The 23,596-nt window shown below is 72.9% G+C and carries 18 protein-coding genes; 9 read left to right on the top strand and 9 right to left on the bottom strand.

The features are described 5' to 3' along the window. Nucleotides 1–29: 29 nt before the first annotated feature. The 4 genes from ACIQAC_RS32135 to ACIQAC_RS32120 form a co-directional block, all read right to left on the bottom strand. Entirely contained in the window at nucleotides 30–674 is a 645-nt protein-coding gene (locus ACIQAC_RS32135) for a response regulator transcription factor (protein ID WP_402197581.1), read from the bottom strand. A 62-nt stretch (nucleotides 675–736) separates the two neighbouring features. Further along, nucleotides 737–2,134 carry a sensor histidine kinase gene (locus ACIQAC_RS32130; protein WP_402197271.1) on the bottom strand — a complete coding sequence of 466 codons (1,398 nt, stop codon included), beginning with the start codon at nucleotides 2,132–2,134 and terminating at the stop codon, nucleotides 737–739. A gap of 91 nt (nucleotides 2,135–2,225) precedes the next feature. Then, a complete protein-coding gene (locus tag ACIQAC_RS32125; RefSeq protein ID WP_402197269.1) occupies nucleotides 2,226–2,957 on the bottom strand; it encodes an ABC transporter permease in 732 nt (243 codons plus the stop codon). A gap of 62 nt (nucleotides 2,958–3,019) precedes the next feature. Next, entirely contained in the window at nucleotides 3,020–3,895 is an 876-nt protein-coding gene (locus ACIQAC_RS32120; protein WP_402197267.1) for an ABC transporter ATP-binding protein, read from the bottom strand. A gap of 402 nt (nucleotides 3,896–4,297) precedes the next feature. Here ACIQAC_RS32120 and ACIQAC_RS32115 point away from each other — a divergent pair, with 402 nt between their 5' ends. The 3 genes from ACIQAC_RS32115 to ACIQAC_RS32105 all read left to right on the top strand — a co-directional run bounded on the left by ACIQAC_RS32115 (nucleotide 4,298) and on the right by ACIQAC_RS32105 (nucleotide 8,289). Further along, on the top strand, nucleotides 4,298–5,392 hold the full coding sequence (locus ACIQAC_RS32115) for a DUF1996 domain-containing protein (RefSeq protein WP_402197264.1): 1,095 nt from the start codon (nucleotides 4,298–4,300) through the stop codon (nucleotides 5,390–5,392). Between the two features lie 11 nt (nucleotides 5,393–5,403). Next, complete coding sequence (locus tag ACIQAC_RS32110; protein WP_402197262.1) at nucleotides 5,404–7,164, top strand: discoidin domain-containing protein; 1,761 nt, start codon at nucleotides 5,404–5,406, stop codon at nucleotides 7,162–7,164. Nucleotides 7,165–7,248: 84 nt separating this feature from the next. Next, nucleotides 7,249–8,289 (top strand): LacI family DNA-binding transcriptional regulator, encoded by a 1,041-nt coding sequence (locus ACIQAC_RS32105; protein WP_402197260.1) that lies wholly within the window; start codon nucleotides 7,249–7,251, stop codon nucleotides 8,287–8,289. Here the strand turns inward: ACIQAC_RS32105 and ACIQAC_RS32100 are convergent. Next, on the bottom strand, nucleotides 8,286–9,281 hold the full coding sequence (locus ACIQAC_RS32100; protein WP_402197579.1) for an alpha/beta fold hydrolase: 996 nt from the start codon (nucleotides 9,279–9,281) through the stop codon (nucleotides 8,286–8,288). The two genes, ACIQAC_RS32105 and ACIQAC_RS32100, sit on opposite strands and share 4 nt — an antisense overlap. 184 nt (nucleotides 9,282–9,465) lie before the next feature. Here ACIQAC_RS32100 and ACIQAC_RS32095 point away from each other — a divergent pair, with 184 nt between their 5' ends. The 3 genes from ACIQAC_RS32095 (at nucleotide 9,466) to ACIQAC_RS32085 (ending at nucleotide 12,144) form a co-directional block, all read left to right on the top strand. Then, nucleotides 9,466–10,296, top strand: coding sequence for a class I SAM-dependent methyltransferase (locus ACIQAC_RS32095; protein WP_402197259.1), 831 nt, complete (start codon nucleotides 9,466–9,468; stop codon nucleotides 10,294–10,296). Between the two features lie 80 nt (nucleotides 10,297–10,376). Continuing rightward, the gene (locus ACIQAC_RS32090; RefSeq protein ID WP_402197257.1) at nucleotides 10,377–10,940 is read left to right on the top strand and encodes a TetR/AcrR family transcriptional regulator; all 564 of its coding nucleotides are present in this window, start codon (nucleotides 10,377–10,379) and stop codon (nucleotides 10,938–10,940) included. 169 nt (nucleotides 10,941–11,109) lie between these two features. Beyond that, nucleotides 11,110–12,144, top strand: coding sequence for a medium chain dehydrogenase/reductase family protein (locus ACIQAC_RS32085; protein ID WP_402197254.1), 1,035 nt, complete (start codon nucleotides 11,110–11,112; stop codon nucleotides 12,142–12,144). Nucleotides 12,145–12,200: 56 nt separating this feature from the next. Here the strand turns inward: ACIQAC_RS32085 and ACIQAC_RS32080 are convergent, their stop codons facing one another. The 4 genes from ACIQAC_RS32080 to ACIQAC_RS32065 form a co-directional block, all read right to left on the bottom strand. Further along, the gene (locus ACIQAC_RS32080; RefSeq protein ID WP_402197252.1) at nucleotides 12,201–13,490 is read right to left on the bottom strand and encodes a phytase; all 1,290 of its coding nucleotides are present in this window, start codon (nucleotides 13,488–13,490) and stop codon (nucleotides 12,201–12,203) included. A 171-nt stretch (nucleotides 13,491–13,661) separates the two neighbouring features. Next, nucleotides 13,662–15,233, bottom strand: coding sequence for an amidohydrolase (locus tag ACIQAC_RS32075; protein ID WP_402197250.1), 1,572 nt, complete (start codon nucleotides 15,231–15,233; stop codon nucleotides 13,662–13,664). 47 nt (nucleotides 15,234–15,280) lie between these two features. Beyond that, complete coding sequence (locus tag ACIQAC_RS32070) at nucleotides 15,281–16,819, bottom strand: APC family permease (protein WP_402197249.1); 1,539 nt, start codon at nucleotides 16,817–16,819, stop codon at nucleotides 15,281–15,283. Between the two features lie 163 nt (nucleotides 16,820–16,982). Continuing rightward, on the bottom strand, nucleotides 16,983–19,184 hold the full coding sequence (locus tag ACIQAC_RS32065) for a discoidin domain-containing protein (RefSeq protein ID WP_402197247.1): 2,202 nt from the start codon (nucleotides 19,182–19,184) through the stop codon (nucleotides 16,983–16,985). A 362-nt stretch (nucleotides 19,185–19,546) separates the two neighbouring features. Here ACIQAC_RS32065 and ACIQAC_RS32060 point away from each other — a divergent pair, with 362 nt between their 5' ends. From ACIQAC_RS32060 to ACIQAC_RS32050, 3 genes are all read left to right on the top strand, one after another. Then, nucleotides 19,547–19,927: a DUF4440 domain-containing protein gene (locus ACIQAC_RS32060; protein WP_402197244.1), complete on the top strand. Its 381-nt coding sequence runs from the start codon at nucleotides 19,547–19,549 to the stop codon at nucleotides 19,925–19,927. Nucleotides 19,928–19,970: 43 nt separating this feature from the next. Next, complete coding sequence (locus tag ACIQAC_RS32055) at nucleotides 19,971–20,843, top strand: fructosamine kinase family protein (protein WP_402197242.1); 873 nt, start codon at nucleotides 19,971–19,973, stop codon at nucleotides 20,841–20,843. 246 nt (nucleotides 20,844–21,089) lie between these two features. Next, complete coding sequence (locus ACIQAC_RS32050; protein ID WP_402197240.1) at nucleotides 21,090–23,573, top strand: SpoIIE family protein phosphatase; 2,484 nt, start codon at nucleotides 21,090–21,092, stop codon at nucleotides 23,571–23,573. Nucleotides 23,574–23,596: the final 23 nt, after the last annotated feature.

Here is a 23,596-nt window from a genome sequence, read left to right as displayed (position 1 = left end):
GGCCCTCGCGGGCCGAGGGCCGTCGCCGCTCAGGCGCCGAGGTGGCGCAGTACCGCGAGCACGCGCCGGTTGGCGTCCTCCGACGGCGGCAGTCCCAGCTTGGCGAAGATCGACGCCACGTGCTTCTCGACCGTGCCTGCGGAGACGACCAGGGTCTGCGCGATGGCCGCGTTCGAGCGGCCCTCCGCCATCAGCGCCAGTACGTCCCGTTCGCGTGCCGTCAGCGCGGCGAGGTCCTCGCGATGGCGGCTCGCACCGGCGAGCTGGGTCACCACCTCCGGGTCGAGCGCGGTGCCGCCGGCCGCGACGCGGGCGAGGGAGTCGGTGAACTCGGCGACGTTGGCGACCCGGTCCTTCAGCAGATAGCCGACGCCCGCCGAGCCGGCCGCGAGCAGCCGGGTGGCGTACTTGGTCTCGATGTACTGCGAGAACAGCAGGACGCCGGTCCCGGGATGGCGCTCACGGATGTCGATCGCGGCCCGCAGGCCCTCGTCGGTGTGGGTCGGCGGCATCCGGATGTCGACCACGGTGACGTCCGGCCGGTGCTCGGCGACGGCCGCCCGCAACGCCTCGGCGTCTCCCACGGCGGCGCACACCTCGTGCCCGCGTTCGGCCAGCATCCGGGCGAGCAGCTCCCGCAGCACGGCGGCGTCCTCGGCGATCACGACCCGCATGGGTGGCATGCTCTCACGGTCCTCGGAGAGGTCGGGCCGGGCCGCTGTGCCCGGGTGGGTTCTCAGGCGCTGGGCGGCAGGGACACGGTCACCGCCGTCGGACCGCCCTCGGGGCTGCTGATGTCCAGGGTGCCGTCGACCGTGCGCACCCGTTGCAGCAGACCGGTGAGACCACTGCCCGGCCCGGGCCGCGCACCGCCGTGGCCGTCGTCGGTGATGCGCAGCCGCAGCGCCCCGTCCTCCTGCGTCACGCACAGCACGACCCGGCGGGCGCCGCTGTGCTTGATGACGTTGGTGAGGAGTTCGGCGGCGCAGAAGTAGGCGAGGGACTCGATGGCCGGCGTGGGCCGCTCGGGCACGTCCACGGCCGTCTCGACGGGCACGGAACTGCGGGCCGCCAACGTGGCCAGGGCCGTGGGCAGACCGTCGTCGAGTACGGGGGGATGGATGCCCCGGGCCAGGTCGCGCAGTTCGGACAGCGCCTCGGTGGCGTTGCGGTGCGCGGAGTCGACCAGCCGGCGCAGTCCGGCCGGGTCGTCGACCGGTGTTCCGTCGGGGCCGAGGCGTTCCTTCGCCATGTCGAGGCTCATGGCGAGGGCGACGAGCCGCACCTGTGCGCCGTCGTGCAGGTCGCGTTCCAGGCGGCGCAGCCGGGCGGCCGAGTCGTCGACGGCGAGGGCACGGGTCTCCTCCAGGTCCCGTACGCGCTCGGCGAGTTCCCCGGGTCCGAGCAGGGCGCGCATCAGCCAGCGGTCCACGGCGACGACCCCGCGGGTGAACCACGGTGCGACCAGCAGGGTGGCGGCCCCGATCGCCGCCGCCACGAACGTGTCCGCCAGGGAGGTGCTGTGCGGGGCGCCGCCACCGACCGGGATCGGACTGAGCGTGGGCGCGCCGGACTCGCCGGCCCCCGGGCGCTGGTGGAAGACGGCCCAGCGCAGTGGTGCGGAGAGATTGACCAGCGCGGTCAGCCACCAGGCGACGGCGTACAGACCGAAGGCGGCCACGGGCAGCTTGACCAGCACGTATACGACAGCGCGCCAGCCGGCCGCGTCCCGCAGCCGGGCGTCGAGCCGCGCGAACGCCCCACCCGTCGGCCGCACCGGCTCCGGCGCCCGCACCCGCTCCCCCAGCAGCCCGGCGGCCAGCCGGCGGTGCGCCGAGGCAAACCCGCGGGCCAGCCGGATCGCGGCGACGACCAGCAGCAGACCGAGCGCGGCACCCACGAGCGAGACCGTCAGCCCGCCACCGAGGGCCAGGAGCACCACCACCAGGACCAGGCCCACCAGCGCGACCGGGAAGGCCGCCAGGCAGTAGGCGGCCTCGGCCCAGGCGCGGACGGTGAACGGCGCCCGCAGCACCGCCCGTACGACCTCCCGGACGGTCGTACGTGCGTGGTGCCGCCCAGCCCCGGTGGCCGCCACCGTCGGCGTCATCGGTGTCGCCGGTGTGTCCCGCATGGTTCCAGTGTCCCGGCTCGCGGCCGGCCCGAAAGCCGGGGCGCACCGCGGGACGCAGGGCGCACCCCGCGGCGCCCTGCGGAAGGGGTCCTTACGCGTCACGCCGCACCAGCAGCCATCCACCCGCCCCGAGGGCGGCGAGCACGTACAGACAGAGCACGGCGAAACCCGTCCACGGGGACAGACAGCCCTCCACCGGCTTGGAGACGGCCAGCGAGTTGGCCGCGATCATCGTGGGGAAGAACTTGGCGACGGCGGTACCGGTCAGTCCGGAGAGCACGGCGGGCAGGACGTAGAGCGCGCCGACCAGGGTGCCGATGGCCGCCGCCGTGTGCCGCAGCACGGCGCCGACCGCGACGCCGAGCAGTCCGACCATGGCGAGGTAGGCGCCCGCCAGGAGCACCCCGCGCAGCACGCCGGGGCCGGTGAGGGAGGGACTGGGCACCGCCGGGTCGAGGGCGAGCCGGCCGGCGAAGAAGGTGGCGAAGGCGACGAGTTCACCAACGGCCAGGGTGAGCAGGCCGAAGACCCCGGCCTTGGCCGCCAGGAGCGTCCGGCGGTTCGGGACGGCGGCGAGGGTGGAGCGGATGGCGCCGGAGGAGTACTCGCCGGTGACGACGAGGACGCCGAGGACACCGATCAGGAGCTGGCCGAGGGCGACACCCGCGAGGACGTTGTTCAGCGGGTCGAAGGTGGCCGCCTTCTCCGCGCTGGGCGGCCTGGTGTTGGCCATGGTGAGGATCCCGATGGCCGGCATGGCGACAACGGCGGCGGCCATCGCCCACCACGTCGAACGCAGGCTGCGCAGCTTGATCCACTCCATACGCGCCGCGTTCGGAAGACCGTGACGACCGGCTGGGAGGCGGGGAAGGGTGGGCGCGGTGGTCATGGATTCCTCCGGGGCCGGGTGCGGTCGGGTGTGGCGAGCCCCTCGGGGGCCATACGTCCATCAGAGGCCGTACGCCCCTCAGAAGCGGTACGTCCCTCAGCGGCGGTACGTCCCTCGGAGGCCGTACGTCCGTCGGGCCCCGTACGTCGATCGGGAGCCGTCCCCCGGTACTGCGCACTGTCGCCGGTGAGGTCGAAGAACGCCTCCTCCAACGACCGTCCGTCCGCGGTCAGTTCGGCGACGCTGGTGTCGGCGAGCAGCCGGCCCCTGCCGATGACGATCAAGTGGTCGGCGGTGAGGGCCATTTCGCCGATGAGGTGGCTCGACAGCAGAACCGTGCGGCCCTCGGCGGCGAGGGACTTCATCAGCGTGCGAATCCAGCGCACACCCTCGGGGTCGAGGCCGTTGACGGGCTCGTCGAAGAGGAGGACGGCCGGGTCGCCGAGCAACGCGGCGGCGATGCCGAGCCGTTGGGACATACCGAGCGAGAAGCCACCGGCCCGCTTGTGCGCCACGTCGGTGAGACCAACGGTGTCCAGCACGGACCGTACACGCGAGCGCGGGATGTCGTTCGCGGCGGCGAGGGCGGCCAGGTGGTTCCCGGCGGTGCGGCCGGGGTGGTGGGTGCGGGCCTCCAGGAGTGCGCCGACGTGCCGCAGCGGCCAGTCGAGTTCGGCGTAGGGCCGGCCGTCGATGCGGGCGGTGCCGGCGTCCGGGCGGTCGAGGCCCATGATCATGCGCATGGTGGTGGACTTCCCGGAGCCGTTGGGGCCGAGGAACCCGGTGACGGCGCCGGGCCGGACCTCGAATCCGAGGCCTTCGACGGCGACGGTGGGCCCGTAGCGTTTGGTCAGTCCGCGGGCTTCGATCATGGCCTGCTCCAGGTGGTTGACCTCATGTCCCCGACGCTACGGAGGCCCGGCACCACCCGGAACGCGGCTTCCCTCCGTCCTGCCTGGGGGTTTTCCCCCAGAGACCCGCTGGGCGGGCCCACGCCCGAGCGCCACGCTCCACCCTGGGCGGGCCTGCGCCCGAGCCGTCACGTTCCACCGCGGGCGGGCCCACGCCGAGCCGCTGTGCCCACCCCACGGGCGGACCCACGCCGAGCCCTCGCACCCCGCCAACCACCCGACGCCCCTGACGTGGGGCTTAGTTCACGCCTTGATTTAACTTCTGCGAGTTCCCTTGACACCTACATGACATCGCCTCAACACTCCCCATCGGGAGAGCGCTCTCCCACCGTCTCCCGCAGCCCCCTTCAGGAGGAGGTCTCCATGTCACGGAGATCGAAAGGCCTGTCAGCAACGCTGATCAGCGGCGCGCTCCTGCTGACCTCGTTCGGCCTCGGCGGCATCGCGATCAGCGCCGGGCCACCCGCACCGCACAGCGCCGCCGCGAAGTCCTTCGCGGCGACCCACTCGGGCCACGCGATGGCCGCGTCCGTGGCCGACTCGCCGGAGGACCCGGACGGCGACGGCTACATCCCCGCCAACCCGCCGGTCACCGGCGTGACGCCGTCCGCGCAGAACCCGCCGCACCGCTACTTCCACGAGTTCCAGGCCAACTGCTCGGTCACCCACACCAGGCCGGACGATCCCATCGTCTACCCGCAGCAGCCGGGCAAGTCCCACGACCACACGTTCATGGGCAACACCTCGACCGACGCGAACAGCACCACCGCCTCGCTGTCGGCCGGTACCACCAGGTGCAAGGCCCCCGGCGACCTCTCCGGCTACTGGATGCCCACGCTCTACAACGGCGACCGGCAGGTCCTGCCCGTCGGCCCGCAGGTCATCTACTACAAGGCCGGCGTCACCGACTACACGAGTGTCCGGCCCTTCCCCAAGGGCCTGCGCTTCGTGGTCGGCAGCCCCACGCAGAGCGCCGAGGAGTTCCGGCGCCACCCCGGCTTCGTCGAGGGCTGGGAGTGCGGTGACAGCTTCTTCAACACCGAGATCCCGGCGTCCTGTCCGAGCCGCCCGGACGTCCAGCTCAACATCCGCTTCCAGGCGCCCAGTTGCTGGGACGGCAGGAGCCTCGACACCCCCGACCACAAGAGCCACATGTCCTACCCGGTGGTCGAGCCCGGCACCAACGACAACATGTGCCCGGCCAGTCACCCCGTGGCACTGCCGATGATCGAGTTCAAGATGGCGTTCCCCGTCAACGGGGACATGTCGCAGGTCCGCCTGTCCAGCGGAACGGGCCACAGCTTCCACTACGACTTCTTCAACGCCTGGGACGACCGCACGCTCAGGGCGCTGGTCGACCACTGTGTCGTCGGCGGGCTTCAGTGCAACGCGCGCGGCTACGACGAGACCCACCCGGAGGCGGGCGCCGCCCTCAACGAGCAGTACCGACTCCCGTGAGGGGCTCACCAGTGACACCCCGCACGGGCGCTCACGTCCGCACCCGGCGTATCGCCGCACCGCTGCTCGCCGGAGTCCTGGCGGCCGGCCTCCTCGCCGCCCTGCCCGCCGCCCGGGCGCACGCCGCGGGCAGCGTCGTCCGGGTCACCGGCGGCCAGGGCGCCTGGCAGCTGACGGTCGACGGGCAGCCGTACCAGGTCAAAGGGCTGACCTGGGGCCCGAGTGCCGCGGACGCCGGGCGGTACATGCCGGACCTCAGGTCCATGGGCGTCAACACGATCCGCACCTGGGGCACCGACGCCGGCAGCAGGCCGCTGTTCGACTCGGCGGCCGCCCACGGCATCAAGGTCGTCGCGGGCTTGTGGCTCCAGCCGGGCGGCGGGCCCGGCAGCGGCGGCTGCGTCGACTACCTGACCGACACCGCCTACAAGAACCAGATGCTCGACGAGTTCCCCAGGTGGGTCCAGACCTACAAGGACCATCCCGGTGTACTCATGTGGGACGTCGGCAACGAGTCGGTCCTCGGGCTCCAGAACTGCTACAGCGGCGACGAGCTGGAGCGCCAGCGCAACGCCTACACCACCTTCGTCAACGACATCACCCGGAGGATCCACGCCGTCGACCCCAACCACCCGGTCACGTCGACCGACGCCTGGGTCGGCGCCTGGCCCTACTACAAGAGGAACGCGCCGGACCTCGACCTGTACGCCGTAAACGCCTACAACGCGGTCTGCGACATCAGGTCCGCCTGGCAGCAAGGGGGTTACACCAAGCCCTACATCGTCACCGAGGCCGGTCCGGCGGGCGAGTGGGAGGTCCCCGACGACGCCAACGGTGTGCCGCTGGAACCCTCCGACCAGGCCAAGGCCGACGGCTACACCCGCGCCTGGAACTGCGTCACCGGGCACACGGGGGTCGCACTCGGGGCCACGATGTTCCACTACGGCACCGAGTACGACTTCGGCGGCATCTGGTTCAACCTGCTGCCCGCGGGCGAGAAGCGGCTGTCGTACTACGCGGTGAAGCGGGCCTACGGCGGTGACACCGGCCGCGACAACACCCCGCCCGTCGTCTCCGACCTGACCGTGGAGGGCGGCGCCGGGCAGGTGCAGGCCGGACGCGAGCTCGTGGTGTCCGTGCGGGCCACCGACCCCGACGGCGACCGGCTCTCGTACGAGGTCCTCGCCAACAGCAACTACGTCGACCAGAGCAAGTACCTGGCCCCGCTGCCCGCCACCGACCTGGGCGGTGGCCGTCTCAGAGTCACCGCGCCCGACCGGCCGGGCGTCTGGAAGATCTACGTCAAGGCGACGGACGGCCGGGGCAACGTCGGTGTGGAGACCCGCTCCATCCGGGTCGTCCCGCCGGTGCCGTCCGGCACCAACGTGGCACGCGGCAGACCCGTCACCGCCTCGTCCTACCAGGCGAGTTACGGCGACTGCCCGTGCCCGGCCGCCAACGCGGTGGACGGCGACCAGGCCACCCGGTGGGCCAGCGACTGGAGCGACCCCCAGTGGCTCCAGGTCGATCTCGGCACCCGCACCACGTTCCGGCACGTCCAGTTGTCCTGGGAGGCCTCGTACGCCAGGGCGTACACCGTCCAGACCTCGGACGACGGCCAGAACTGGCAGACCGTACGCACGGTGACCGACGGCAACGGAGGGATCGACAGCCTGGACATCACCGGCACGGGCCGCTACGTCCGCGTCAACGGCACGGTACGGGGCACCGGTTGGGGGTACTCGCTGTACGAGTTCGGCGTCTACGCCTGACGGACGGGCCTCTCCCGGAGCGTACGGCCCCGCTCCGGGAGAGCGCTCTACTGCCGGATCCCGCAGGTCCGTTAGGGTGCCCGCATGAGCAGACAGGCCCCGACACTGGAGGACGTCGCCCGTGAGGCCGGCGTCTCCCGGGCGACCGTGTCCCGGGTCGTCAACGGCGTGCGCAACGTCGATCCGGAGATACAGGAAGTGGTCCGGCGCGCCATCGAGCGGACCGGTTACGCGCCCAACAGGGCCGCCCGCTCCCTGGTGACCCGGCGGGCCGAGACGGTCGCCCTGGTGGTGTCCGGCGCCGGGGACGTCACGGACGCAGCCCAGAACGCCTTCGCCACCCGGGTGTTCGCGGACCCCTTCTTCGGGCGGGTCGTCGGCGGGATCGTGGGCTTTCTGCGCCCCCGTTCGATGCACCCCGTGCTGATGTTCGCCGAGTCCGCGGAGGCGCGGGAGGAGGTGCTGACGTATCTGCGCCAAGGTCGCGCGGACGGCGCCCTGGTGGTCTCCACCCACTCCGACGACCCGCTGCCCGCCCTGCTCGCCGAGGCCCGTCTGCCCGCCGTCCTCTTCGCCCGCCCCTCCCGCCCGGTCCCGCTCAGCCACGTCGACCTGGCGCACCGGGACGGCGGACGCCTCGCCGCCGAGCATCTCCTCGCCCGCGGCTGCCGCCGGCCCGCCACGATCTGCGGCCCCCTGGACGTGCCGGCGAGCCGGGAACGACTCGCCGGGTTCCGTGACACGCTCGCCCGCCACGGGCACTCGCACGTGCCGGTCGCCGAGGGCGGGTTCACCCTGGCCAGCGGTCTCGCCGCCATGTCGGACCTGCTGGCCCGCCACCCCGGCACGGACGGGGTGTTCGCCGCCAACGACCTCATGGCGCAGGGCGCCTGCCAGATCGTGCGGGACCGCGGGCGCCGGGTGCCCGAGGACGTCGCGGTCGTCGGCTTCGACGACTCCAGCGTCGCCGTGACCTGCCGGCCCCGGCTGACCACGGTCCGCCAGCCGGTCGAGGAGATGGCGACGGAGATGGCCCGCCTGCTCGACGAGCACATCCACGGGCTGCGCACCGAGCCGACGTCGGTCGTCTTCGAGCCGCACCTGGTCGTACGCGACTCCGCCTAGGTCGGACCGGCCTGGTCCAGTGAGTCGAGCCAGTCCACGAGCAGCCGGCTGACCTCGTCCGGCCGTTCCTGCTGCACGAAGTGACCGGCGTCCTCCAGGATGTGCGACCCGGAGAGGCCGGGCAGGGTGACGGGGAACGCCTTCACCGCGTCGGACAGCCAGGCGAGCGAGGCGTCCAGGCCACCGCCGACGAACAGCGACGGCTGGATGACCGGGGCACCGGCGTGGTCGGCCAGGTCCTCCCAGTCGCGGTCCATGTTGCGGTACCGGTTGAGCGCGCCGGTCAGCCCGGTCCGCTCGAACTCCCCGGCGAACACGTCGAGTTCCCGCTCGCCGAGCCAGTCCGGCAGCCGTCCGTCCGGGAACCGGTCGCGCAGGGTCCCGCCCGGCGTGACGAAGTGCGGGTCGGGGGCGCCGGGCGCGGGCATGGTGCCGGCGGACAGGGCGGCGTAGAAACCGGCGAGCCAGCCGCGCACGTCGGGTTCGATCTCCGCCTCGGCCCGGCCCGGGGTCTGGAAGTAGGAGACGTAGAACTCCTCCCCGCCGCCCATGCCTGCGAAGATCTCGCTCGGCCGGGGGCCGCCGGGCGGGGTGTACGGCACGCTGAGCAGTCCGACCGCGCGGAAGACGTCCGGCCGCAGGAGCGCGGAGGTGGCGGCGATGTTCGCGCCCCAGTCGTGCCCGACGATCACGGCGGAGCGCTCGCCGAGGGCCTCGACGACGGCGACGCTGTCGTCGACGAGATCCCGCAGCCGGTACGCGTCGACCGCGTCCGGACGGGAGGAGCGGCCGTAGCCGCGGACGTCGAGCGCCGCCGCGCGGTAGCCGGCGGCGGCCAGTGCGGGCAGTTGGTGGCGCCAGGCGTACCAGCTCTCCGGGAAGCCGTGCACAAGCAGCACCAGCGGGCCGCTCCCCTGTTCCACCAGATGTGTGCGGCCTGCGGGTGAGGGCACCAGGCGGTGCCTGGGGCCGGGGGCGGGTGTCTGCGTCATGGGTCCTCCCAGGGCGGCGTACGTGACGACGGAACCGGTGCGGTCGGCCGCGCGGTCCGTCTCCTCGATCATCCGGCGGCGGCACATCGTGGGCGAAGGTTGTTGCCGTTCCGGCAAAGCCGCGCCACTCGTCCGGCGGCCGGTCGGGTCGCCGGGGCGCCGCCCTGTCGGGGATCGTGGTGCCATGACCGGGGACGAGACGCGACACGACGTGTGGGCCACCGCCGGCCCGTACGAGCGGTTCATGGGGCGCTGGAGCCGGTTGGCGGCAAGGGAGTTGGCCACTTGGCTCGGCCTCCCGGAGGGGCTGCGCTGGGTGGATGTGGGGTGCGGCACGGGTGTGCTCGCGGGTGTGGTGGCGGACAGGTGCGCGCCGGGGTCGCTGGTGGGCGTCGACCGTTCCGAGGGGTTTGTGTCGACGGCGCGGGCGACGGTCGGCGGCGGGGCGCACTTCGTGGTGGCGGACGCGGGCGCGCTTCCCGTGCGGGACGGCGCCTGTGACGTGTCCGTCAGCGCGCTGACCCTGAACTTCCTGGCACAACCGGCCGCCGGTGTGGCCGAGATGGCGCGGGTCGTACGCCCCGGCGGCACGGTCGCCGCGTATGTGTGGGACTACGCGGGGGGCATGGCTTTCCTGGGGCGGTTCTGGGACGCGGCGGTGGCGGTGGATCCGTCGGCGGCGGGGCTGGACGAGCGGCGCAGGTTCGCGGCGTGGGGACCCGAACGGCTGCGTGAGCTGTGGGCCGGGGCGGGGCTGGTCGACGTGGCCACCATGCCCGTCGAGGTCCCGACCGTCTTCACGGGCTTCGCCGACCTGTGGGAGCCGTTCCTCGCGGGACAGGGGCCCGCACCCGGCTATCTGGCGTCGCTGAGTCCGGCGGCCCGCGACCGGGTGCGCACGGCGCTGGACGCCTCGCTGCCGAGGGACACGAGTGGATCCGTCCGCCTCACGGCTCGGGCGTGGGCGGTACGGGGTTCCCGTGCGGGTTCGCGGCGCGGCGCGGGCGGCCGGTGAAGGCGGAACGCCGAGCCCGGGCCACATCCCGGTGAAGAGTGTGGTTGACAACTCACACATGTGAGTGGTTGAGTACTCACATGAAGACAGAACAGCGGAGGCTCTCCACCGCCGAGGAACGCCGGGAGACCGTGCTGCGCACCGCCATCGGCGCGTTCGCGGCCCGCGGCTACTTCGGCACCACGACCACGGAGGTGGCGAAGGCGGCCGGTATCTCGCAGGCGTACGTCTACCGCCTCTTCCCGAACAAGGAGGCGCTGTTCACGGCGGTCGTCGAGCACTGCTTCGTCCGGGTGCGCTCCGCGCTGGAGGAAGGCGTCGCCAAGGCGACGAGCAGTACCCCGGAGGTCGTCCTCGACTCGATGGGCGACACCTACGCCCGCCTGATCAGCGACAACGACCTGCTGATGGTCCAGCTGCACGCCCAGGCCGCCGCGGTCTCCGAGCCCGCCGTCCGCGAGACCGTCCGGGCCGGTTACGCACGCGTCGTGGAGTACGTGCGGGGCGCGTCCGGCGGCAGCGAGCAACAGGTCCAGCAGTTCTTCGCCACCGGAATGCTCTGCCACCTCATCGTCTCCCTCGACGCCGACGGCATCGACGCCCCCTGGATCCGCACCTTGTCCGCGGGCATCACGCACTACTGACACGCACGACCCGCACGACCCACACGACCCGCACGACCCGCACCACCGACCGACCTCCGGGCGACCCGTCCGGTTCCCCTCTCCCTCGGGACCGACGGTCGCCCTGCTTCAGCCCTTCGGAGTGAGTGGTCAACCACTCCTCGCCACACTCGTCCCCTCAGGAGTAGTCATGCAGGCCACCGAGATCGTCCTTCCCGCCGTCGGAGAGCCGGAGTCGCTGGAGGTGCGGGTCCGTGAGCTGCCGCAGCCCGGCCCCGGCCAGGCCGTGGTCCGGATGGAGGCCAGCGGGGTCACCTTCGCCGAGCAGCAGATGCGCCGCGGCAAGTACTACGACATGCCGGCCTTCCCCTTCGTCCCCGGCTACGACCTGGTCGGCGTCGTCGAGGAGCTGGGACCGCGTGTGCCGGGCCAGCCGGAGGTCGCCGTGGGGATGCGGGTCGCCGCGCTCACCAAGACCGGCGGCTGGGCCGACCGGGTCCTGCTCGACAGCCGCGACCTGGTGCCGGTGCCCGACGGCGTCTCGGCCGCCGACGCCGAGACGATGGTGACCAACGGTGCCACCGCCTGGCGGATGCTGTTCCGCACGGCGCACGTCAAGGCGGGCGACACGATCGTGGTGCACGGCGCCAACGGCGGTGTGGGCAGCGTCCTCGTGCAGTTCGCCCGTATCCACGGCGTCTCGGTCATCGGCACCGCCTCGGCCCGCAACCAGCAGGCCGTGGCCGCGATGGGCGCCGAGCCCGTCGACTACCGCGGTGACGTCCCCGCCCGGGTCCGCGCACTCGCGCCCGGCGGTGTGGCCGCCGTCTTCGACCACGTCGGCGGCGAGGGCATCAACGACTCCTGGCGGATGCTCGCCCCCGGCGGCACGCTCGTGTCGTACGGCAGCGCCTCCACCCGCGACGACGCGGGCAACGGCACGCTCACCGTCCTCAAGCTGGTCGGAAAGCTCGCCGCGTGGAACGTGCTGCCGAACCGGCGCGGCGCCCACTTCTTCAACCTGTGGGCCGGCAAGTCGCTGCGCCCCGCCCGCTACCGCGCGGAACTGCGTGAGGACCTCGCGCAGATCTTCGACCTGCTGCGCTCCGGCAGGATCGAGGCACGGATCGACCGCACGTTCCCGCTGCACGAGGCCGCCGCGGCGATGCGGCACGCGGAGTCCGGCACGGTCGTCGGCAAGGTCGTCCTCACCCCGGACGCGTAGGGCTGGAACCGCGCTGTGCCGGCGTCCCGTGCGGACGCCGGCACACCGGTGTGCGCTCAGTCGTCCAGTACGTCCATGACGTCACGCAGGTCCACGAACTTGAAGCCCGTGGCCTCGCGGTCGCCGTCGCCGGGGGTCTCCTGTCCGTCCTGGACGACGAGGAGGCCCTTCGGGTAGCGCTTGCCCAGGGGCGCGTTGAGGACGGCGGCGCCGTCGCAGACCTCCGAGCCGTCGAGCGTGGCGGAGGCGGCGGTGATCCGGAACGAGGCCTCGTACTCGTTGTCCTCGTCCCGCTCGCGGTCGTAGGCGACGAAGATGTTGTCGCCCTGGCCCGAGGCGAGCAGATATCCGTCGCCGTGGCGCTCGTCGACGATGGTGAGTCCCTCGACGTCCGCGGACAGCCGGCGCCCGCCGTAACCGGGGTCGGCGCCGGGCGCGCACTCCTCGGTCTCCTCGTCGTAGGTGCCCGGCACGCCGAACTCGCGGACCTTGTCCATCAGTACGGGCCTGCCGGTCAGGTCGGCGCGCAGCCGCCAGATGCCAACGTCCTCCTGCCCGGCATAGAGCGTGCCGTTCGCGGGGTCGACGACCATTCCCTCGACCTGGGGCAGTTCGCCGGGTTCGCCGCAAGGCGCCCAGGACGTGCCGTCGGGCAGCCGGAAGGAGGCCGGCAGTTCGAGCGTGCGGACGGTGCGGTAGCCGACGGTGCCGTTCGCGGCCGGGGTCAGTTCGAGCAGGGCGAGCCCGGTGCGGCTGCGCCGGCTGACCAGGGCGTAGGAGCGGCCGCTCTTCGCGTCGGTCCAGGTGGCGAGGCCGTACGCGGTGGCCTGCTCGTTGATCTCCTCCTGGCCGGCGTTGAAGATCGGGCGGGCGGCGGCGTCGGTGACGTCGACGAGCGGGCCGCCGGGGTGGTCACGGTCGACGCGGTAGACGCGCAGCCGGTCGTGGCCCCGGTCGCTGACCACGGCGAGATCGGCGCGGGCACCGGCGAGGCGGGTGCCGAGCACCAGGTCGACGTTGTTGAAGCGGCCGGGGGCGTTGCCCTCGCCCGGGGCTGCTGGTGCCGGGATCGACTGGACCTCGCGTGCGGCGAGGTCGTAGACGCGCAGGCCGCCCTCCTTGGCGGTGGCGATCACCAGGCTGCGGTCCGGGTCGGCGGCGTTGCGCCAGATCGCCGGGTCGTCCGCGTTGGCGTTGCCGCCCGCCTCGTCGTCGAAGAGGGGTGCGGTCTCGGCGCGGGGCTGGACGGTGGGCAGTCCGGCGGCCCCGGCGGGGGTCCCCCAGGCCGCGGCCAGCACCACACCGAGTACGAGCCATGTGCCACGCAGCGTCTGACGCGTCGTCACAGTCGATCCCTTCTGGGGTTGTTGACGGACGGCGACGACCCTTGCGGCAGGCGGCTGCCGGGCGCGGGCCGGGTTCCGTCGTACAGGTGAACGGAGGGGGAACGCTCTCCCAACGAACCGGCCGGAGGCTGTGGACGACCTCCGAGGCCTCATCCGTCGGGCGCCTGCCCCTCATTCCCCCCGGAACACCACCCGTCCCCCGGTGACGGTCACCCGCACCGGCGCGTCCGCCACTTCGTCGGCCGGCGCGTCGACCGGGTCCACGGCGAGGGCCGTGAGGTCGGCGCGGAAGCCGGGGGCGATCCGCCCCGCCGTCGCCCACTCCCCCGCCGCACGGGCGGCGTGCGTGGTGCAGCCCTCCAGCGCCTCCAGGCCGGTGAGGCCCGCCCGCCGGGACGCGGCGCCCTTCGGGTGCCGGGCCGTCGCGAGCACCGATCGGACGTCGAAGGGAGCGATGGGCCAGTCCGAGCCGAGGGCGACCGTGGCGCCGGCGTCCCGCAGGTCCCGCAGCCGCCAGGCGCGCTCCGCGCGGGCCCCGCCCAGGCGGCGGGACCATTCGTCGGTGCCGTCGGCGCGGGTGTACCCGGTGTGCGGCGGCTGCATCGAGGCGGCCACGCCCAACTCGGCGAAGCGTGGCAGCAGTTCGTCCGGCGCGGTCTCGATGTGCTCGATCCGGTGGGCGTCGCGTCCGCTCGGGCCGAGGCCCGCCACGACGTCCAGGACGTGCCGGACCGCCGCGTCGCCGATCGCGTGGGTCGCCGTGCGCACCCCGGCCGTGTGCAGGTGCCGTACGGCGGCGGCGTACGCCTGCGGGTCGGGCCAGAACGCCCGCGTGCCCTGACCGTGGCAGTCGGGGTGGTCCAGCCAGGCGGTGCCGCCCTCGACCGTGCCGTCCATGAAGAACTTCACCCCGCCCACCCGCCAGTGCCGGCCCCCACGGCCCTGTAGGACGATCAGCTCGTCCAGTTCCTCCCTGCCGGCGCCCGGCATGCACCAGGGCGCGAGCCGCAGCCGTACCGGCAGCACGGTCTCCTCGGCCACGGCCGCGAGCAGGTCGACGCCGCCGCCGTCCATGACGTGCGCGCCGGTGAGGCCGGTCGCGGCCATCGCGGAGAGCAGCGCGACCAGGCGGGCGCGCCGCTCGGCGTACGAGGGGCTGGGCATGACGGCGACCACCAGGTCCATCGCGGCGTGTTCGACGAGGTGACCGGTGGGACGTCCGGTGTCGTCGCAGACGATCTCGGAGCGCTGGGCGAAGCTCCGTGGTCCGGTCACGCCGGCCGCGGTGAGGGCGGTGCCCGTCGCGAGCGCCGAGTGGCCGTCGTACAGCCGCAGGAAGGCCGGTGCGCCGCCCAGGACGTCCTCGACGAGGCTCCGGTCGATGGCCCGGCCCTCGAAGGCGTTGTGGTCGAGGCCGTGTCCGAGCACCCAGCCGTCGACGCGTTCGGCACCGGCGAGCGCGGCGCGCAGGCCTGCCAGGTCCGTCACCCCGGACAGGTCGGCGCCCGTCGCCATCTCCAGCCCCCACACGGGGTGACTGTGCGCGTCGACGAGTCCGGGGACGAGGTGGGCGCCGTCCAGCCGTACGACCTCCGTGTGCGGTCCTCGCCAGTCGCGCAGGTCCGGCTCGTCGCCGACCGCGGTGATCACCCCGCCGGTGACGGCGAGGGCCGTGGCGGCGGGACGATCGGGGTCGAGGGTACGGACGCGGGCGCCGGCGAAGACCAGGTCGGCGGTGGGCATACGGTGAACTCCCTTGTGCTGTGGTGCTGTTCAGCTGTGCCGCGCCGCTATTCAGCGGGTTCCGCGGAGTGCTTGTCCTGTCCGGTGGATTCTGCGGCGCGCTTGCCGTGTCCGGCGCCTTCGTCCTCTTCGGCGGGTTCCGCGGCGAAGTCGGCGTACACCTGTGGGCGGCTGCGGCGCAGCCACCACGCGAGGGGGAGGCCGGCCGCGAACACGGCGGGCGAGACCACCACGAGGACCGTGTTCACCGTGGAGGAGGCGCCGGTGAACAGGTCGATGTGGTCGACGACGAGGACGATGGCCGCCACCAGCAGGACGGCCGCGACGGCGGGGGCGAGCACGGTGCGCAGGACGCCTTCCTGGTGCGGGACACGGCGGAAGTAGCAGATCACGGCGATCGCGGCGAGCAGTTGCAGCACCAGCAGGCCCAGCATTCCGGGCGTGTTGACCCACAGCAGCAGCTGGCTGTACGGGTCGGCGCCGGCTGCCCAGAAGGCGAGGACGACGACCGCGCCGAGGGCGGTCTGGGCGATTCCGGCGACGTACGGGGAGCGGTGGCGCGGGTGCACGCGGCCGAGGGCGCGTGGCAGTACGCCCTCCTCGGCGAGGGCGAGGGCGTAGCGGTTGATGGCGTTGTGGAAGGCGAGGAGACAGGCGAGGACGCTGGTGACGATGAAGAGGTGCATCAGGTCGGCCGCCCAGTCGCCGACGTAGGTGGTGATGGCGGTGAAGAAGAGGCCGGCGGTGTCCTCCTCGGCCGCGCGCACGACGTCCGCGTCGCCGAATGCCTGGATCGCCACCCACACGATGAACGCGTAGAACACCCCGAGGAAGCCGACCGCGATGTAGGTGGCGCGCGGGACCGTGCGCTCCGGGTCTCGGGCCTCGCGGCGGTAGATGACGGTGGACTCGAATCCGGTGAAGGCGGCGAAGCCGAAGGCGAGGACGGCCGCGGAGCCGGAGACGAGGACGTTGTCGGGGGCGAAGGAGGCGGCGGACAGGCCGTGTGCGCCGCCGTCGGCGAGGACGGCGATCGCGAGCAGCAGGAGGATGCCGGTCTCGGCGACCAGCAGGACGCGGAGGACCTTGGCGCCGAAGTCGACGGAACGGTAGCCGCCGTAGCCGATGAGGAGCAGTCCGGCCAGGGCGACGGGCAGCCATGGGACGTCGGTGCCGAACAGGGCGGCGGCGGTGTCCCCGGTGGCGGTGCCGAGCAGGCCGTACACACCGATCGCCATCGCGTTGTAGGCGACCAGGGCGAGCAGGGCGGCGCCGATGCCGACCGGGCGGCCGAGGCCGCGGGTGATGTACGCGTAGAAGGCGCCGCCGCTTCGCACGTGCCGGCTCATGGTGGTGAAGCCGACGGCGAAGACGGCGAGGGTGATGCCTGCCAGGAGGTAGCCGACGGGGGCGCCTATACCGCCGAGCACGATCGCGAGAGGGGCGACGCCCGCCATGACGGTCAGCGGCGCCGCTGCGGAGACGACGAAGAAGGCGATGTCGGCGGTGCCGAGGGAGCCGGGGCGCAGGCCGGGGGCGGCGGACGGCGCTCGCTCCTCGGGCGGCTGGGACGTGGACACGGACATGGTCTTGCCCTTCGAGCGGCGGACGGTCGGGGCCACAACTCTGCGGTGAGCGGGGCGAGTTCAGTGTGCCGGAGATCGACTCGTGTGTGCCGCGCGGGCGGGTGCGGGAACGGCGGTGCCCCGGACGGCGGTTCGCCGTCCGGGGCACCTTTCCAGGGGCGGGTTACGGGAAGCGTGTGATCTTCGACGGGATGGTGGTGGTGCCCGAGGTGGGCGAGCCGGTGTTGTTGATGACGTGGGCGTACTGGCCCATGCCGCCCAGGGAGACCACCAGTACGTGGTTCATGCGGACGCCGGTCTTCACCGGTACCTGGAATCCGTGCTGTTGGACGATGCTCGGATCGGAGGTGTAGTTGCAGTAGCTGCCGAGCGCCCAGGCCTCGTGGGTGTTCACGCTGTCGGCGACCTTGTAGGCGGCCCAGCCGACGATGCCGTCGTGGGTGATCGCGGCGGCGTTGGGAGCGTCGTAGGCCTTCTCGTTCTGGAAGAAGATCGTGCGGCCCCGTTCGCCCTGCCAGTAGACGTCGTACTTGTTGAAGTGCTCGACGAACAGGCCGGTGGTGAGCACGTCGTCACCGTTGACCCGTAGCCCGTAGTCGGCGCGGTTGGTCTCCCAGCCGACGCCGGCGCCGTGGTCCGCGCGCCAGATCCAGGTGTGGTCGATGAGGACGTCGTCGCTGTTGATCACCATGGAGTTGGTGGCGAGGCCGGGGCCCGCGCCGCCGATGCGGATGAAGACGTCCTGGACGGTGGTGGGGTTGGCGGCGTGGTCGGCGGAGGAGTTCGGGTCGCCGACCCGCAGCAGGGTGTCGGAGTTGGACGGGCCGGCGTCGATCAGGAAGCCGGCGAGGCGGACACCGTCGACGTCGGCGACGTGCATGGCGTCGATGCCGTTGTCCGGGATGATCGTGGCGAGGCCGAGGCCGAGGACCACGGTGTTGGCGCGGTTGACCTGGATGGTCTGGTTCAGGTGGTAGACGCCCGGGGTGAAGAGCAGGTTGAGGCCCTGGGCGAGCGCGGCGTTGATGGTCGCGGCCGTGGCGCCGGGCTTGACCACGTAGAACTGGCTGAGCGGGAGCGAGGTGCCGCCCGCGTTGGCCGGCCAGGACACACCGCGGGAGTTGGTGCGCTTGGCGGGCACCCGCACCTTGTACTCGTTGCCGTCGAGGTACAGGAACGGCTTCTCGCGCGAGATGGGCGTGGTGTCCAGGGTGGTGTACGGGCCGGTGTCGAAGTTCGAGGCGGGCGCGCCCTCGACGCCGGTGAAGGTGTGGTTCCAGACGCCGTTGGTCCAGCCGCCGACGGAGCTGTCGCGGGTGTACCACTGCTGCTGGGAGTACGGGCCGACCGTGCCGTCGATCTTCGAGTCGGCGATGTAGCCGCCCGAGGCCCAGCCGTAGCCGTTCGGGGCGAGGTTGAGCCCGCCCTTGACGTGCATCCGGCGGAACGGCGCGGCCTGGGCGACGGCCCAGCGGTCGGTGCCGTTGACCGGGGTGATGGCGAGGTTCTCGGCCGAACGCCAGAAGTTCTGGGTGGCGTTGCCGTTGAACCAGCCCGCGTCGACCGTGATGTCTCCGTTGATCTGGGTGTCGTCGGGGTTGAGGCCGAGCCCGGAGATCGAGGTGTAGAAGCCGAGTTGGGCGTTGATGCCGTTGTAGGTGCCCGGCTTCATCAGGAACTGGTAGCGGCCGGAGCCGAACTGGTCGGACTCCTGGCGGGTGAAGACCTCGTCGAACCGCTGCTGGAGGTTGGGCGTCGAGGGGTCGACGACGATGACGTTCGGGCCGAGGTCACCGCCGCCCTCGATGGGCGGTGTGCCGTCGGTGGTGGTGCGCACGGCGAAGTCCCACAGGGAGTAGCCCCAGGTGGTCGCTCGCACGGTGCCGTGCACACGCACGTACCGGCCCGAGCCGGTGACGTCGTAGGAGGCCTGGCCGCCGGTGCCGCCGGTGACGGTCCTGAGCGTCGTCCAGGTCTGTCCGTTGGTCGAGGTCTGGAGGGTGAAGTCCCGGCCGTACGCCGTCTCCCAGTTGAGGTCGATCCGGCACAGGCTCTGTACGGAACCCAGGTCGACCTGGATCCACTGCGGGTCGGCGAACTGGCTGGCCCAGCGGGTGCCGGCGTCTCCGTCGAACGCCGCGGAGGCGGGGGTGCCCGCGTTCTCGACGGAGGAGGCCGAGGCGGGCCGGCCGCGCGCGGCGTCGGCGGTGCCGCAGGCGGCGGCAGCGGCCGCGCCGGTGTCGGCGGAGGCGGCTCTGGTGGCGGGTGCGTCGGCTGGTGCGGTGGCTGCGGATGCGGACTGTGCGGGCAGGGTGACGAGCGCCGCCGTGGCGGCCAGTGCGACACCCAGGCATCTGAGTCTCATGCGGCTCCTCTGCGTCCGGCAGGACGGTAAGGCGTGCGGAACGTGTGAACGGGCTTGTGGTGCGCGTTACTTGAGGTGCGGGTGACACGTGCGCCGAGCTGCGTTCTCCGTGCGTCGTGCGGCCTTGTGCAAGCTGTGTGCGGGGAAGTGCGCGTGCGGTCCGACGTGCCTGGCGGTGGTGCGCGTGCGACGCGCCCCCGTGACGGCTCGAAACGGGTACGCCTTTGTGACAGGCCGGCGATGCGGCTTACTTCAGGACGTGATTTAAGTGATGACGCAACGTCTGGGCAAGCCTTTGGGCCAAAATTGATGAGGTATCCGTGTTGCTCGCACGCCGCACGCGGGTGGGCGAGGATGCCCTCATGAGTGACGAAACGGACGCCGTGACGGAGGCCGTCGCAGGTGAACTGCGTCTGATGGATCCCGAGGCGCGCGCTTCCCCCGAGCTGGCCCGTGCCCTACTGGACCCCGACTTTGTGGAGGTCGGTCGGTCCGGACGGCGCTGGACCCACGCCGATTTGCTCGCGGAGCTGCCCCGCATGCCCGGCAGTTCGGCCACCACCGTGCGCTACGAGTACTCGGAGATCTCCGGCGTGCTGCTCGCTCCAGGGCTGGTGCATCTGACGTACGAGACGACGCTCGACGGGCTGCGGGCGCGGCGCAGTTCGATCTGGCGGAAGGGGCGGGACGGGTGGCGGATGTACTTCCACCAGGCGACGGCGGTCCCGGACGGGGTCGAGTGACGGTGGGCGCGCTGCATGCCCCGGTGGTCATGGCGGCGGGGCGATGGGTCCGGTGAGCGGGCCGGACGGCGTGTCGGCGGCCGTGGCGCGGCTCACCGGACAGGAGGTCGGCGAGGTGCGGGCACGCTCCGGCGCGGTCACCGAGGTCGCTCTGCGTAACGGGCACGTGGTGATGGCGAAGCGCGGCGAGAATCCGGGTGCCGTGCGCGCCGAGGCGGCGGGGCTGCGCTGGCTCGCGGACGCGGGGACGGTCCGGGTGCCGACGGTGTACGGGCACGACCGGCACTGGCTGGTGACCGAGCACGTGGCGACGGGCGCGCCCACCGCGGAGGCGGCCGTACGGCTCGGGCAGGAGCTGGCGGCGCTGCATGCCGCGGGTGCCCCGGCGTTCGGCGCGCCACCCCCGGACGGCCCCGCCGACGCGTACATCGGCCTGGCGCCGATGCGGAACCACCCGGCCGACGACTGGCCCGAGTGGTATGCGCGGGACCGCGTCCTGCCCTATCTGCGCCAGGCCGTCGACCAGGGCGCGCTGACGCCGGCCGAGGCGGCGACCGTGGACCGGGTCTGCGACCGGCTGCCGGCGCTCGCCGGCCCGTCCGAGCCGCCCGCGCGGCTGCACGGCGACCTCTGGAACGGCAATGTGCTCTGGGGCGCCGACGGACGCGCCTGGCTGATCGACCCGGCGGCGCACGGCGGCCACCGCGAGACCGATCTGGCGATGCTGCGCCTCTTCGGCTGCCCCCGCCTCCACGACATCGAGCACGGCTACCGGCAGACGGCGCCCCTGGCCGACGGCTGGCGCGAGCGCGTACCGCTCCACCAGCTCTTTCCGCTGCTGGTGCATGTGGTCCTGTTCGGACGGGGGTACGTGGACCGGACCCTGGCGGCCGCACGGGCGGCCCTCGGCGGCTGACCGGCTCCGGCAGCCGCGGACCGGCCCGCGTCCTCGCCGCCCGGTGATCCCGTTGCGTGTGTCGCAGGGGTTCCGGGGGCCGCGTGGGTGCTGGAGGATCCGGAGTGACCGTCCGCGCGGTGGGCGGTGTCCCGGTGCCGTGCCGCCGGGGAGGGCGTCCGGTGCTCGTCCGGGTGCGGGCACGGCGGCGGGTGGCGCATTCTTGCAGTGTCGCCCGCGCGGCGGCGCGGGGACGAGGTAGGGCCGATGACTGGGAGCGCCGAGGACCTGAACGGGACACCTGACAGGCTGGCCGCGCTGCTGACCGATGTCGCGGTCGAAGCAGCGGGTGCGGTGCGGGCGCGCGCCGTGGGCGTCTACCTCCGCTCCACCGACGGCGACATCCTGCGGCTCGCGGCGCTCACCGGAGTGCCCGGCCGGCTGTTCCGCCCCTGGTGGCGGGTGCACGCGGACCGGCCGATACCGATCGCCGACACCTTCCGCCTCGGCGTCCACGTGGTGCTGCCGAACGCGACCGAGACGATGCGCCGCTACGCCCAGTTCGCCGCCGCCCTGCCGTTCCCGATCGCCACGATCAGTGTGCCGGTGCAGGGGGCCACGCGGGTCGTCGGTGCCCTGACCGTGCTGCTGCCGGCCGTCTCCGACGCCACCGGGCTGCTGGCCGAGAAGGAGCGGTTGATCCGGCTCGCGGAGGAGCTGGGGCGGCAGCTGACCCGGATGGAGGAAGAGGGGATCCCCGTCGTGTGGGACGGCGATCCGCTCTGTGCGCGGCCCCCGACCGGTCAGTCCGCCGCCGAGCGGTTCGGACGGTTCAGCTGGGACCCGGAGACCAGCGCCCTGACCGCCGACGAAGGGGTGCGCACACTGCTGGACCTGCCGGGCGACGCGCTGCCCGAGACCGACCGGACGCTGGTCGCTTCCCTCGCCCACGGTGACGCGCGGCGCCTGGTCGGACTGCTCCAGGACACCGCGGACGGGAAACCGCCGGCCGAGCCCGTGCACGTACGGCTCGCGGGCGGGCCGCTGCGGCTGATCGACCTGTGGCCGCCGGTCGGCTCGCGGTTCGTGCACGGCATCGTGCTCGACGCCGGGTCGGTGGCCGACCAGGCCGCCGACCGGCTGCCGCAGGGCGTGTTCTGCCTGGACCGGCTGGGCACGGTCGTCTACGGCAATCCGCGCGCCGAGCAGCTGCTGGGCGCACCCCGTTCCCGGCTCGTCGGCCGGTTCCTGTGGGAGGCGGTGCCCTGGCTCGCCCAGCCGACGTGCGAGGACCATCTGCGGGCGGCACTGCTCTCGCCCGACCCGGTGCACTTCCACGTCGAGCGGCCGTCGGTGTCCGGTCCGGTGGCGGGCCCGGAGGCGTACGAGGGCGACTGGCTCGCCCTGTCCGTCTACCCCGGCCCCGATCTGTTGACCTGCACCGTGGTGCCGTCGAACCGGGTCGCGGACAGCCCGACGGCCCCGGACGAGCCGGCCGGGCACGTGCCGCCGGGCGCGCCGCTGTACCGCCCGATCGTGCTGGCCATCGCACTGACCGAGGCGGTCACCGCCCGGCAGGTCTCGGCGGTCGTGATGCAGGAGCTGCTGCCCGCGTTCGGCGGCCGCCGGCTCGCGATCTACCTGCTCCAGGACCGGCGGCTCGACCTCGCCTGGGAACACGGCTTCCCGGAGGGCTTCCTCGCGCCGTTCGACGGTGTGGGCCTGGACGTGCGGCTGCCCGGCGTCGAGACCCTCACCACCGGAAAGCCGCTCTTCTTCGACTCGATGCGGGCCCTGTCGGAGGCCTACCCGGGTATCCCGCTCGACGCGACCGAGGGCGCCCGCGCGTTCCTGCCCCTGATCGCCTCAGGCCGCCGGGTCGGCTCCTGCATCCTCGGCTTCGACCGCCCGCGCAGCTTCAGCAGCGAGGAGCGCAGCGTCCTGACCGCACTCGCGGGCCTGATCGCCCACGCGATGGAGAAGGCCCAGCGCTATGAGACGGAGGCGGCGCTCGCCCGTGGCCTACAGCGGGCGCTGCTGCCCCGGAAGCTGTCCGCGCATCCCGACGTGGAGACCGCGGGCCGCTATCTGCCCGGCACCCAGGGCATGGACGTGGGCGGCGACTGGTACGACGTCGTGGAGGCGGGCGACGGGGTGGCCCTGGTGATCGGCGACGTGCAGGGACACGGGGTGCAGGCGGCGGCGACCATGGGCCAGCTGCGCAGCGCGGTCCGCGCGTTCGCGCTGGACGACCGGCCGCCCGACGAGGTGCTCAGCGGCACGAACCACCTGCTCATCGACCTGGACCCGGGCCAGTTCGCCAGCTGCTGCTACATCCGTCTGGACCCGGCCACCGGACTGGCCCGGATCGCCCGCGCGGGCCACCCCCCGCCGCTGCTGCGCGAACCGAACGGCCGGACCCACCGCCTCGACACCCCCGCCGGAGTGGTCCTCGGCGTGATCACCGGCGCCCGCTACCCGGTCGCCGAGGTGACCATGGTGCCCGGCGCGATCCTGGCGCTGTACACGGACGGGCTGGTCGAACGGCCCGGACTCGACATCGACGACGGCATCGGCGCCCTGCGGGTCGCGCTCGCGCGGTCCGGCGCTCCGGCCACCCGCCCGGGTGCCCGCTGGCTCGCCGCGGTGGCCGACCGGCTCACCGCGGCGACCCGGCACGCGGCCGACCGGCCCGACGACATCGCGCTGCTGCTCGCGGCGCGCCGCACCGACGACCGGCGCCGCCCATGACAGCCACGGGTACCACCGGGTCA

Source organism: Streptomyces sp. NPDC088387, assembly GCF_044753385.1.
GTDB lineage: Bacteria > Actinomycetota > Actinomycetes > Streptomycetales > Streptomycetaceae > Streptomyces.
The sequence above is the reverse complement of the archived record's forward strand: the minus strand, read 5'-3'. Positions and strand labels throughout refer to the sequence as shown.

What these genes read in the sequence shown, in the direction of transcription:
- ACIQAC_RS32115 (WP_402197264.1), top strand. Translation starts at nt 4,298, where the DNA reads ATGTCACGGAGATCGAAAGGCCTGTCAGCAACGCTGATCAGCGGCGCG.
- ACIQAC_RS32100 (WP_402197579.1), bottom strand. Translation starts at nt 9,281, where the DNA reads ATGACGCAGACACCCGCCCCCGGCCCCAGGCACCGCCTGGTGCCCTCA.
- ACIQAC_RS32130 (WP_402197271.1), bottom strand. Translation starts at nt 2,134, where the DNA reads ATGCGGGACACACCGGCGACACCGATGACGCCGACGGTGGCGGCCACC.
- ACIQAC_RS32055 (WP_402197242.1), top strand. Translation starts at nt 19,971, where the DNA reads ATGGGTCCGGTGAGCGGGCCGGACGGCGTGTCGGCGGCCGTGGCGCGG.
- ACIQAC_RS32085 (WP_402197254.1), top strand. Translation starts at nt 11,110, where the DNA reads ATGCAGGCCACCGAGATCGTCCTTCCCGCCGTCGGAGAGCCGGAGTCG.
- ACIQAC_RS32070 (WP_402197249.1), bottom strand. Translation starts at nt 16,819, where the DNA reads ATGTCCGTGTCCACGTCCCAGCCGCCCGAGGAGCGAGCGCCGTCCGCC.
- ACIQAC_RS32120 (WP_402197267.1), bottom strand. Translation starts at nt 3,895, where the DNA reads ATGATCGAAGCCCGCGGACTGACCAAACGCTACGGGCCCACCGTCGCC.
- ACIQAC_RS32075 (WP_402197250.1), bottom strand. Translation starts at nt 15,233, where the DNA reads ATGCCCACCGCCGACCTGGTCTTCGCCGGCGCCCGCGTCCGTACCCTC.
- ACIQAC_RS32060 (WP_402197244.1), top strand. Translation starts at nt 19,547, where the DNA reads ATGAGTGACGAAACGGACGCCGTGACGGAGGCCGTCGCAGGTGAACTG.
- ACIQAC_RS32050 (WP_402197240.1), top strand. Translation starts at nt 21,090, where the DNA reads ATGACTGGGAGCGCCGAGGACCTGAACGGGACACCTGACAGGCTGGCC.
- ACIQAC_RS32125 (WP_402197269.1), bottom strand. Translation starts at nt 2,957, where the DNA reads ATGGAGTGGATCAAGCTGCGCAGCCTGCGTTCGACGTGGTGGGCGATG.
- ACIQAC_RS32090 (WP_402197257.1), top strand. Translation starts at nt 10,377, where the DNA reads ATGAAGACAGAACAGCGGAGGCTCTCCACCGCCGAGGAACGCCGGGAG.
- ACIQAC_RS32095 (WP_402197259.1), top strand. Translation starts at nt 9,466, where the DNA reads ATGACCGGGGACGAGACGCGACACGACGTGTGGGCCACCGCCGGCCCG.
- ACIQAC_RS32135 (WP_402197581.1), bottom strand. Translation starts at nt 674, where the DNA reads ATGCGGGTCGTGATCGCCGAGGACGCCGCCGTGCTGCGGGAGCTGCTC.
- ACIQAC_RS32105 (WP_402197260.1), top strand. Translation starts at nt 7,249, where the DNA reads ATGAGCAGACAGGCCCCGACACTGGAGGACGTCGCCCGTGAGGCCGGC.
- ACIQAC_RS32065 (WP_402197247.1), bottom strand. Translation starts at nt 19,184, where the DNA reads ATGAGACTCAGATGCCTGGGTGTCGCACTGGCCGCCACGGCGGCGCTC.